The following is a 10544-nucleotide window of genomic DNA, read 5'->3' as shown; positions in this document are numbered from 1 at the left end:
GGCGCTGGGCAGAAATCATCCCGGAACATGCATCGGTAAGATTCTTTTAACGCGGCACAGGCATCGAATACGAATAACATGAATTGCCTTATCAGATCTGGAATCCTGATCGCACCCGCTCTGATCGCGTTGGCCGTCGTGGGGTGCGCGGTCGGACCTGATTTCAGCGAACCCGAAGCACCCAAGACAAATTCCTATACCCCGACGGCGATGCCGGAGGAAACCGCATCGACCCCGAGCCGCGCCGGGGCGGTGCAGCGTTTCATGACGGGAGGAGAGATTCCGGCCCAGTGGTGGACATTGTTCCATTCCGAACCGCTCGATCGCCTGATCCGTCAGGCTCTGGCGGACAGCCCGACGCTCGCGGCGGCGCAGGCGAAGTTGCGCCAGGCGCAGGAAAACCTGCGCGCCGAAGTCGGCGTCGTCTCGCCGAGCGTGGACGTAAAGCTTTCCGCGGAACGTCAACGGTTTTCGTTCGCGGCGATCGGACAACCGCAAGTGCCGTCCACGACTTTCAATCTCTACAACGCGTCGGTCGGGGTCTCCTATACCTTCGACGCCGGCAGCGGCTGGCGGCGCGAGCTCGAGGCGATGCAGGCGCTGGTCGACTACCAGAGCTTTCAGCTTGAAGGCGCGCATCTCGCGCTCACCGCCAATATCGTCACCGCCGCCATCCTGGAAGCCTCGCTGCGCGCGCAAATGCAGGCGCTCCAGGAGATCGAAGCGCTGCAGCAGAAGGAACTCGGTATCACGGAAACCCAGTTCAAGCTGGGCGGGGCGAAGCGCACCGACGTGCTTGCCCAGCGTGCCCAGCTGATGCAGGTCCGAGCCATCTTGCTGCCGCTGGAAAAGGAGCTGGCGCAGACACGCCATCAGCTGGCGGTGCTGGCGGGCAAGCTGCCGAGCGAGGCCAGCCTGCCCGAATTCACGCTGGAAACGCTGGAACTGCCGCAGCAACTCCCGGTGAGCCTGCCGTCGGCGCTGGTCCGGCAGCGGCCGGATATCCGCGCCGCCGAGGCGCTGCTGCATCAGGCGAGCGCGCAGGTCGGCGTCGCCACTGCCAATCTTTATCCTCGGATCACGCTGTCCGGCAGTTACGGTTCGCTGGCAAACAGTACGGCCGACTTGTTCGGTTCCACCACTGGCATCTGGAGCGTGGGCGGGTCGTTGCTGCAGCCGCTGTTCCACGGAGGTGAGCTCACGGCCCGGCGACGGGCCGCGATCGCGGCCTACGACCAAGCCACCGCGCAGTATCGCGACACCGTATTGCACGCGTTTCAAAACGTGGCCGACACGCTGCGCGCGCTCGACGTGGACGCGCGCACGCTACAGGCGCAAACCGAGGCCGATGCGGTCGCGCGCGACACGCTCGACCTGACGCACAAGGAATTCTCGCTCGGGGCGGCGAATTATCTGTCCCTGCTCAACGCCCAGCGTCAATACCAGCAGGCACGCATCAGTCTGGTTCAATCCCAAGCCTTGCGCTACGCGGATACCGCGGCGCTGTTTCAAGCACTCGGCGGCGGTTGGTGGAACCGCCCGGCGCCGGATAACGCCCAACCCGATGAACCGGCGACCGAAGGCCGCAACGGCTCGCCTCCTTCTCCCCTTGAGGGAGAGGGGAAGTAGATGAGTGTCTTCATTTAAAGAAAGGAAAACCGATCCATGAAAAGACCTCCCAAGAAAGCCATTATCCCCGCCGTCGCTGCGATCGTGATCGGCGTCGCCGCCACGACGTTCTTTATCCTGGAAAAACCGTTTCGTTACGCCGGCACGCTGGAAGCCACCAAAGTCGACCTGTCCGCTCGCCTGGCCGCCGCCATAGAACAAGTTCGTGTACACGAGGGAGACCGGGTCAAGGAGGGTGAACTGCTCGTCACCCTCGCGTGCGAGGACTACAAGATCGCCGCGCGCCTGGCGCATGACAACTACGATCGCAGCCGCAAGCTCTCGAAGATCGGTTCCGTCAGCGACGAAACCATGGATCAGGTACGCAGGCAGAAGGACGACGCCGACGTCAGGCTCGCGTGGTGTTCCATCGCATCGCCGATCGAAGGCACGGTGTTGAGCCGCTATCACGAACCCGGGGAGTGGGTGGGGCCGGGGACCAAGATCGTCACACTCGCTGATATCCGCGACATCTGGGCCTACATTTACGTTCCTCAGCCCAAAATCGCGCAGCTCTCTCCAGGGATGAAACTCAAGGGTTATCTGCCGGAGCTCGGCAACCGGGAGTTTGACGGCACGATACTGAAGATCAACGATGAGGCCGAGTTCACACCGAAGAACGTGCAGACCCAGGCCGAGCGGGAACGTCTCGTCTTCGGCATCAAGGTGAGTTTCCGCGACGTCAATGCCGAGGAGATTCTCAAGCCCGGCATGACCATCGAAGTGGAATTGCCAAACGCGAAGCAATGACCGGTCAGTTTTCCATCCGCGTCAATGACGTCCGTAAGAAGCTCGGACCGAACCAGGCACTCGCCGGTGTTTCGCTAGAATTTCCCGTGGGGAAGATGCACGGCATTATCGGGCCGGAAGGCGCCGGCAAAACCACATTAATGCGCACCTTGCTCGGGCTGCTCAAGCCCGATACGGGCAGTATCGAATACCTCGAAGACGGCGCGCCACTTGCATTCGAAGCAGTGCGCCCGCGGATGGCCTACATGCCGCAGCAGCAGAGCCTGTATCCGGATCTCTCCATCGACGAGCACCTGGAATTCTTCCGTGCGCTTTACCAGATCCCGCGGGATGAATTCCGGCAGCGGCGCGAGGAGTTGCTCGAGATCACCCGTCTGAGTGAGTTCGTGGACCGCGCTGCGGCGCAACTGTCGGGTGGGATGTACAAGAAGCTGGGCCTCATGTGCGCACTGCTGCGCTCCCCCGAGATCATGCTGCTGGATGAGCCCACCAACGGCGTCGATCCGATCAGTCGGCGCGAATTCTGGGAACTGCTGTACCGCCTGGCCGACCGGCAAATATTAATTCTGGTGGCGACCGCGTACATGGATGAGGCCGAGCGCTGCTCGCTGGTGCATCTGCTGGAATCGGGCCGGGTGGTTGCCGAGGGCGAGCCGCGCGAGCTGCTCGCGCACGAACATGTGCGTACGTTCGACGAGCTGTTCCTCAAACACGCGGAGGCCGCGTCGTGAACGACATCCCTGCGGTCGCCGTTTCCAAGCTCACAGTGAAGTTCGGCGACTTCACGGCGGTGGATAACATCAGCTTCACGGTGAAGCGCGGCGAGGTTTTCGGATTCCTCGGTGCCAACGGCGCCGGCAAGACGACGACGATCCGGGTGCTGTGCGGTTTGTTGCCGCCGACCTCGGGAGAGATTTCGGTTGGCGGCGTCGGATTTGACACCGGCGAAATGGCCATCAAGCGCAAGGTCGGTTACATGTCGCAGAAATTCACCCTGTACAACGATCTCACCGTCGAGGAAAACCTGTCATTCATTGCCAGCCTGCGTAAGCTCGACCCCAAGACTTTCATGAAACGCCGCGATTTCATCCTGAATTTCATTTCTTTCAAGCGGCCGTTGACCTCGTTCGTCAAGGACCTGCCCGGCGGCATCAAGCAGCAGGTCTCGCTGGCGGCCTCGATGCTGCACGATCCCGAAATCGTGTTTCTCGACGAACCCACCACGGGCGTGACGCCGGCAGCGCGGGCGCGCTTCTGGGCGCTGATCCGCGACCTCGCGGCGCAGCACAAGACGATTTTTGTGACAACGCACTACATGGACGAGGCCGAGCAGTGCGATCGCATTGCGCTGATGCGCACCGGGCGGATCGTGGCGCTCGACACGCCCGCGGCACTCAAAAAGCAGGTTTTCCCGGGGCAGCTGTACGAGCTCGATCCGCGCGGCAAGTCCGATTTCGCGCTGCTCGATAAGCTGCGCCGCGATCCGGAGATAGAATATTTCGAGGCTTACGGATTGCGCTTCCATGCCGCGTTCCGCGAAAGTGCGGCAGCGCAGCTGAAATCCCGGCTCGAACGGGACTTTCAGGTCCGCGAAATTTCCCCGACGCTCGAAGACGTTTTCATCCGGATCGTGGAGGGCGCCAACCGATGAGCTACCGCTGGAGTCGAGCCGCTGCGGTCGCGCGCAAGGAGGTGTATCATGTAATGCGCGACCCGTTCACGCTCATGTTGGCACTCGGTCTGCCGGTGTTCATGGTCTTCATGTTCGGGTTCGCGATCGAGTTCAACGTCAAGGACATCCACGTCGCGATGTTCGACGCGGATCACAGCCGCTCGTCGCGCCAGCTCGCCGACACTTTCGGCAGTTCCGGCTATTTCATCGTCGATCATGTGGCGTCGCCGGACGCCGCTCAGCGCGCACTGACGGGCGACCATGACCGCGCGGCGCTCATCGTTCCGGCGGATTTCGAGAAAGACCTCTACGCAGGCCGCACGGCGCACGCCCAGGTGCTGCTCGACGGGTCCGACAATTCGACCGTGGGCCCGATCCTCGGCTACGTGGGGGCGATTCAGACCATCGTCTCGCGCCGCATCGGCGGGTTCGATCCACCCGACCCGGTCAACATCAAAACCCGTTTCCTCTTCAATTCCGAGCTCAACAGCCGCTGGTTCGCGGTGCCGGGCCTGGCGGTGGTCGTGATATCAATTCTTTCCGTGCTGCTTACGGCGCTCACGGTGGCGCGTGAATGGGAGGATGGCTCGATGGAGCTGTTGCTGTCCACGCCGGTCGAGCCGCTCGAGATTATTGTGGGCAAGCTCACGCCCTACGCGGGGCTCGGCATCATGGCGGTGGCGTTTACTTACATCATGTCGCGGACCGTTTTCGGTGTTCCGTTCGAGGGCAGCCTGATCACGTTCGGCGCTGGTAGCGTGCTGTTCCTCGCCGCGTGTCTGGCGCAGGGGCTACTGATCTCCGTGGTCATGCGCAATCAGCTGATCGCCATGCAAGTGGCGATCATCACCGGACTGGTCCCGGCGCAACTGCTTTCGGGGTTTATCTTCCCGATCGAGAGCATGCCGGCGTTTTTCCGGTATTTCACCATGATTCTGCCGGCGCGCTGGTTCATGGTCATCACGCGCGAGACTTATCTCAAGGGCTCGACGCTGAACGAAATGGGCACCGCGTTTGCGGCACTCGGCATCCTGTGCGCGATCATGGTCATTGCGGCGACCCGCAAATTCAAAAAGGACCTTGAGCCATGAACCCGACGCTCGGCGGTTTTCTGCGCAAGGAATTCAAGCAGGCACTGCGCGACCCGCGCATGCGACTATTGCTGTTCGTCGCACCGATCATCCAGCTCACGTTGTTCGGGGTCGCACTCTCGAACGACGTCAAAAACATCCGGCTCTGGGCACAGATCGATTCGCGCGACACGGTCCTGCAGCACGTCTACGAGCACGCTGTGGCGAGCAAGTGGTTCCTGCCGGGCATCGACGACCGCAACGCCGATCCCTTCGAGCTGCTGCGCGCCGGCAAGATCGACGCCGCGTTGATACCGCCCCCGGGCGGACTCACGCGTGCGCTTGGGCGCGGCACTGCCGACCTGCAATTGCTGGTCAACGCCACAAACGTGATCCAGGCGCAATCTATCGAAGGTTACGTGAAAAATATCGTAATCCGTGTTGTCCAGGACGACCTCAAGGTCGAACCACCCGAGTTGCCGGTCCAGTTCGACGTGCGTGTGCTGTACAATCCGACGCTCGACACCTCGTATTTCATGGTGCCGGGGGTCATGTGCATTCTGCTGTGCATGATGCCGATGGTCTTGACCAGTATGTCGATTACGCGCGAAAAGGAACTGGGCACGTTCGAGATGCTGATTTCGGCGCCGGTCACGGCGTTGGAGGTGGTCTACGGCAAGACGATTCCTTACGTGGTGCTTGGCATGGCCACCGTGCCCCTGATCCTGGCGGTGGCGGTGTTTGGGTTCGGCGTGCCGATGCGCGGTTCCCTGCTGGTTTTGCTGATTGCATCGTTCGCATTCGTCTGCACGATGGTCGCCATCGGGACGCTGATCTCGACCTTTGCGCGCAACCAGCAGCAGTCCATGCTCGGCGGGTTCCTGTTCCTGTTTCCGGCGATCCTGCTCTCGGGGCTCATGTTTCCGCTCGAGAACATGCCGCTTGTTATGAAATGGATTTCCTATGCCGATCCTTTGTCGCATTTTCTTGCATTGCTACGCAACATCATGCTTAAGGGTGGCGAGGCTGATTTCGTGGTGCTGCACGTAGGGGTGCTAGTCGTCATGGCGGTGGTTTCCGTGTTCATCAGCTTCAAACGCTTCCACACCACACTGCAATAACAAAACATCGGGCTGTATCAACCGTCGACGAAGGACTGATCTCCGCCAATCATCGGGCTTTAAGCACCCGCTGCATTTCGCGGTCGGATTCGCGCTTCTTGATGTCGGCGCGCTTGTCGTGCGCCTGTTTACCCTTGGCGAGGCCGATTTCCAGCTTGGCGCGGCCGCGTTGCCAGTAGAGCTGCAGCGGGATGAGGGTGTAGCCCTTGCGCTCGGTGGCGCCGATCAGCTTGTTCAGTTCCTCGCGGTGCAGCAGCAGTTTGCGGGTACGCGTGGGATTCGCCTTGATATGTGTCGAGGTCGAGGTCAGCGGCGAAAAGTGCGTGCCTACCAGAAACGCCTCGTTGTGCTCGATCACGACATAGCCTTCCTTGAGCTGCGCGCGTCCGGCGCGCAGACACTTGACCTCCCAGCCCTGAAGCACGAGCCCGGCCTCGAACTTCTGCTCGATGAAATAATCGTGCCAGGCCTTGCGGTTCTGGGCGATGACGGGACCGTGCGAGGTTTCTTTTTTCTTGGTCATCGGCGATCAAGCTGACATCGGGATAGACATGGCGCGGAAATTGATCGCCGGCCATGGCCTATGCTTAATATAAGGAATCGGCATCGTGAGGATGCGTGTGAATCGGTTTGTCGGTGGACGCCCTGCGTTGAGTATGCCACATTCTCGCCCCGTGCGAGAGAAAGCCAGCACTGTTCCGGTGACGAAGAAACGATGATTCCGACCCACAAACATCCGGCGCGTCGCGATCCCTTGCGCAGTGGCAGGAAAACCGTGCACGAACGCTGGTCCTCACCGGGCATATTCGTGCTGGCGGCCGGCGGCGCGGCGATTGGTTTCAACAATTTCTGGCAGTTCCCGCAGCTGGCCGCGCAGTACGGCGGTGGGGCGTTCCTGATCGTTTATCTGCTGTGCCTGCTGATCATCGGCCTGCCGCTGCTCATGGCGGAGTACATGCTGGGCCGCAGCGGACGCGCGTCGCCAGTCGCGACGTTCCGGTTCCTGGCGCGGCGCGTGCGCGGCAATCGCCTGTGGATCGTGGTGGGCGCGATGGGCGTGCTCAGCGTGTTCCTGATTCTTTCCTATCTCAGCGTCATCGCCGGTTGGGTGATTGCCTATACCTTGCGCGCGGCATCCGGCGTCTTTGTCGGCCTGACGGAGGACGGGATGGGCGCCCAGTTCGCGCAACTCGTGAAGGATCCCGAGAAGCAGCTTTTCTGGCACACATTGTTCATGAGTATGACCATGATCATGGTCAGCCGCGGTGTGCACCATGGTCTCGAGGCGCTAGCGCGTTACGTCATGCCGCTGCTGCTGACCATGCTGCTGGTTCTGACGGGTTACGCAGCGACCACGGACGCCTTCGCGCACGCCGCCAGCATGTTGTTCCTGCCGGACTTTACCCGGCTGTCGGGCGCGGGTGTGCTCGCGGCCATGAGCCATGCTTTTTTCAGCCTCGGGCTGGGAGCCGGCGCGATGCTGATGTACGGCGCCTATCTCAACGTCGAGGCCAGGATTCCGCGGCTGTCACTCTATGTCGTCGGCATCGACACGTTCACCTCCCTGGCCGTCAGTCTCGTGGTGTTTTCCGTGCTGTCCGCCGGCGGCGTGGCGCTGACCTCCGGTCCGAGCCTCGTGTTCCAGTCGCTGCCGCTGGCGTTCGACCATCTCCCCTTTGGCCGCGTGTTCGTCACGCTGTATCTCGCACTGCTGGTGCTCGCCGCGTGGACCTCGGCGATCTCGCTCGGGGAGCCGGTCATGGTGTGGCTGAGCGAGCGCTTCGGCATGAGCTTGCGGAATTCCGCGCTATTGTGCGGTATCGGTGCTTGGGCACTCGGGGTGGTGACGATTCTCTCGTTGAATAACTGGGCGTTTTCGTTCAAGTTTCTCGGTATCGTCAAGAAAATGGGATTTTTCGATGTCATGCAGATCGTGACCGCGCAGATATTGCTGCCCGTTTCCGGCATTCTCATTGCGCTGTTTGTCGGCTGGGTGCTCAAACCCGAGAACACGCGCGAAGTGTTGCACGTGCGGCCGTCATGGCTTTTTCCCGCGTGGTTGTGGTTGATGCGTCTGGTGATTCCGGCGCTGTTGCTGTTCGTGCTGTTCAATCTTCCCGATCTGTTTGCATGACCACGATTCACCGTTCGGCGATCGTTCCGTACAGCGCGCACCAGATGTTCGAGCTGGTGGCGGACATTCCTTCCTATCCGAAATTTCTGCCGTGGTGCGGCGGAGCGCGCATCAACTCTGCCCAGGGCGATGAAGTGATCGCAGCCATCGACATCGCCTACAGCGGCGTGCACCGGACCTTCTCCACGCGCAATCTGTTGCAGCGTGACAAGATGATGGAGATACAGCTGCTCGAAGGACCGTTCAGCTATTTGCAGGGCTTCTGGCAGTTCAAGGCGCTGGACGAGCAGTCCTGCAAGATTTCCCTCGACCTGGAATTCGATGTCGCGAACCGGATCGTGGGCCTGGCACTGACGCCGGTATTCTCGAACATCGTGAACCAGCTGGTGGATCGCTTTCACCGGCGTGCGACGGAGTTGTACGGCAAGCCGGCATGAGCGCGGAACAAACTTGGCGCGTGGAAATCGTCTACGCCACGCCCGTCCGCCAGGAAATAATCGAAGTGTCCGTGCGTCCCGGCGCGACGGTGGAGGAAGTCATCCGCACATCGGGCATGCTCGCAAAATTTCCGGAGATTGACCTGACACGTCAGCGCGTGGGCATATTCGGCGTGATCGCACGTCTGCAGGATGCGGTGCACGACGGTGATCGCGTGGAGATTTACCGGCCGTTGGTGGCCGACCCGAAGGAGGCGCGGCGGAAGCGAGCTGCGCGTGGTGGAAAAAAACTATAACACGCGCAAGCGGGTGACGTCGGACTTCGCCGGTGCGTTGCCGGGTGCTGGTTTGGCGGTGGATTCCTTGGTCGCCGGATTGCCGGACTTGATCTGCGTATCGCTTTGCACCGTGATCAATAAATCATTCTTGAAAATTACCGTTACACGCTGGCTTTCACCAGCAGTCTCGTTGGAGCGTCGCAGATAATAGTAATAATCCCAACGATTCGGATGAAAAGGATCGGTGATGAGCGGTGTTCCCATGACGAAGCGCACCTGGCTGGGGGTCATACCGGGTCTCAGCTTGTCGATCATTTCCTGCGTGATGACATTGCCCTGCTGGACTTCAACCTTGTAGACCGATAGGCATCCGGAAAGCAGTAACGCAAGAATTGCCGCAAAAAGCACTTGACGCATGGTTTTGGAACTCAATCCGTGGGGTGATTTACACTGGCGCGATGATAACCCAGAAGGCTTTTCCGGGTATACTCACGGCGCGGACCTGGAAGGGATGACGTGCATGAACACCACGCGCAATAGCAATACCGGCGGTGCCGAGCTCAAGAAGGCCGGGCTCAAGGCGACATTGCCGCGCCTCAAGATTCTGAATATTCTTGAAGCGACCGGGCATCCACACATGTCCGCCGAGGAGGTTTACAAGGAACTCCTGAAAATAGGCGAAGAGGTCGGGTTGGCGACGGTCTACCGCGTGCTCACCCAGTTCGAAGCCGCGGGTCTGGTGATCCGGCATAACTTCGAGGGCGGGCGCTCCGTCTTCGAAATCAATCAGGGCAGCCATCACGATCACATGGTGTGTCTCGAGTGCGGCAAGGTCTTCGAGTTTTACGATACCGCGATCGAGGACCGCCAGCACAAAATCGCCGAGAAGGCCGGTTTTCATATCGACGATCACTCGCTGTATCTCTACGGCGTGTGCGACGGCATGAAGAAGCACGGGAAGTGCTCGAAGAAATAATTCTCTTCGCCGACGCCCGACTTCTCAACTCCGCTTCACCTTGCCGCCCATGGCCCAGGCGAACACGATCCCGCAGGCCGCCAGGGCCCAGACCACCACCGCGCCCGAGGGCAGATCGAGCACCGCCGACAGCGCCAGCCCAATGGCATAGCCCAGCACGCCGACGGTATAGCCGATGACGAGTCGCCGGCGCGCTACGTGAAAACGGCTCGCCAGCGCCGGGATGATCAGGCTGGCGAACACGAGATACACGCCGACCAGTTGCACCGATGCCGTTACCGCGAACGCGAACATCGCGTAGAACCCCATGCGCCCGATGCGCTTGCCGGCTCCGAACCAGAGCGCGAGGATGACGGCTGTGAGCAGCGCGACCGGCAGCAGCTGGCGGTAACTCACCCACAGAATCTGTCCGACGAGCAGGTCTTTCAGATGTTCGCC

The 10544-nt window shown here is 60.8% G+C and carries 13 protein-coding genes; 10 read left to right on the top strand and 3 right to left on the bottom strand.

Annotated elements, in window-relative coordinates; genetic code table 11:
• The first annotated feature begins 78 nt into the window (after positions 1 to 78).
• Genes WB402_RS15955 through WB402_RS15930 form a run of 6 tightly spaced genes read left to right on the top strand, consistent with a single transcriptional unit; the run spans position 79 to position 6281 of the window.
• Entirely contained in the window at positions 79 to 1629 is a 1551-nt protein-coding gene (locus tag WB402_RS15955) for an efflux transporter outer membrane subunit (protein WP_424209625.1), read from the top strand.
• Positions 1630 to 1665: 36 nt separating this feature from the next.
• On the top strand, positions 1666 to 2418 hold the full coding sequence (locus tag WB402_RS15950; protein ID WP_424209624.1) for an efflux RND transporter periplasmic adaptor subunit: 753 nt from the start codon (positions 1666 to 1668) through the stop codon (positions 2416 to 2418).
• Positions 2415 to 3149: an ABC transporter ATP-binding protein gene (locus WB402_RS15945; protein WP_424209622.1), complete on the top strand. Its 735-nt coding sequence runs from the start codon at positions 2415 to 2417 to the stop codon at positions 3147 to 3149. Before WB402_RS15950 ends, WB402_RS15945 begins: the two co-directional genes overlap by 4 nt.
• The gene (locus WB402_RS15940) at positions 3146 to 4069 is read left to right on the top strand and encodes an ATP-binding cassette domain-containing protein (RefSeq protein ID WP_424209620.1); all 924 of its coding nucleotides are present in this window, start codon (positions 3146 to 3148) and stop codon (positions 4067 to 4069) included. Before WB402_RS15945 ends, WB402_RS15940 begins: the two co-directional genes overlap by 4 nt.
• On the top strand, positions 4066 to 5181 hold the full coding sequence (locus tag WB402_RS15935) for an ABC transporter permease (RefSeq protein ID WP_424209618.1): 1116 nt from the start codon (positions 4066 to 4068) through the stop codon (positions 5179 to 5181). Before WB402_RS15940 ends, WB402_RS15935 begins: the two co-directional genes overlap by 4 nt.
• A complete protein-coding gene (locus tag WB402_RS15930) occupies positions 5178 to 6281 on the top strand; it encodes an ABC transporter permease (RefSeq protein ID WP_424209616.1) in 1104 nt (367 codons plus the stop codon). The genes WB402_RS15935 and WB402_RS15930 overlap by 4 nt, the downstream gene beginning before the upstream one ends.
• A 49-nt stretch (positions 6282 to 6330) precedes the next feature.
• Here the strand turns inward: WB402_RS15930 and smpB are convergent, their stop codons facing one another.
• Positions 6331 to 6804, bottom strand: a complete 474-nt coding sequence (gene smpB / locus WB402_RS15925; RefSeq protein WP_424209614.1) for an SsrA-binding protein SmpB — start codon at positions 6802 to 6804, stop codon at positions 6331 to 6333.
• A 192-nt stretch (positions 6805 to 6996) separates the two neighbouring features.
• On the opposite strand from smpB, the gene WB402_RS15920 reads away from it, so the two are divergent.
• Genes WB402_RS15920 through WB402_RS15910 form a run of 3 tightly spaced genes read left to right on the top strand, consistent with a single transcriptional unit; the run spans position 6997 to position 9148 of the window.
• The gene (locus WB402_RS15920; RefSeq protein ID WP_424209612.1) at positions 6997 to 8415 is read left to right on the top strand and encodes a sodium-dependent transporter; all 1419 of its coding nucleotides are present in this window, start codon (positions 6997 to 6999) and stop codon (positions 8413 to 8415) included.
• Complete coding sequence (locus tag WB402_RS15915) at positions 8412 to 8852, top strand: type II toxin-antitoxin system RatA family toxin (protein ID WP_424209610.1); 441 nt, start codon at positions 8412 to 8414, stop codon at positions 8850 to 8852. Before WB402_RS15920 ends, WB402_RS15915 begins: the two co-directional genes overlap by 4 nt.
• The gene (locus WB402_RS15910) at positions 8849 to 9148 is read left to right on the top strand and encodes an RnfH family protein (protein WP_424209609.1); all 300 of its coding nucleotides are present in this window, start codon (positions 8849 to 8851) and stop codon (positions 9146 to 9148) included. The genes WB402_RS15915 and WB402_RS15910 overlap by 4 nt, the downstream gene beginning before the upstream one ends.
• Here WB402_RS15910 and WB402_RS15905 read toward each other — a convergent pair.
• Positions 9143 to 9547, bottom strand: a complete 405-nt coding sequence (locus tag WB402_RS15905; protein ID WP_424209607.1) for an outer membrane protein assembly factor BamE — start codon at positions 9545 to 9547, stop codon at positions 9143 to 9145. The genes WB402_RS15910 and WB402_RS15905 overlap by 6 nt on opposite strands.
• A gap of 103 nt (positions 9548 to 9650) precedes the next feature.
• Between WB402_RS15905 and fur the strand changes: the two genes are divergently transcribed.
• Positions 9651 to 10106, top strand: a complete 456-nt coding sequence (gene fur, locus WB402_RS15900; RefSeq protein WP_424209605.1) for a ferric iron uptake transcriptional regulator — start codon at positions 9651 to 9653, stop codon at positions 10104 to 10106.
• Positions 10107 to 10130: 24 nt separating this feature from the next.
• On the opposite strand, the gene WB402_RS15895 is transcribed toward fur, so the two are convergent.
• On the bottom strand, positions 10131 to 10544 hold a 414-nt coding region (locus WB402_RS15895), incomplete at its 5' end, for a metal ABC transporter permease (protein WP_424209603.1).

This window comes from Sulfuricaulis sp. (assembly GCF_049587675.1).
Taxonomy (GTDB): domain Bacteria; phylum Pseudomonadota; class Gammaproteobacteria; order Acidiferrobacterales; family Sulfurifustaceae; genus Sulfuricaulis.
This window is presented reverse-complemented; position numbering and strand designations above follow the sequence as displayed.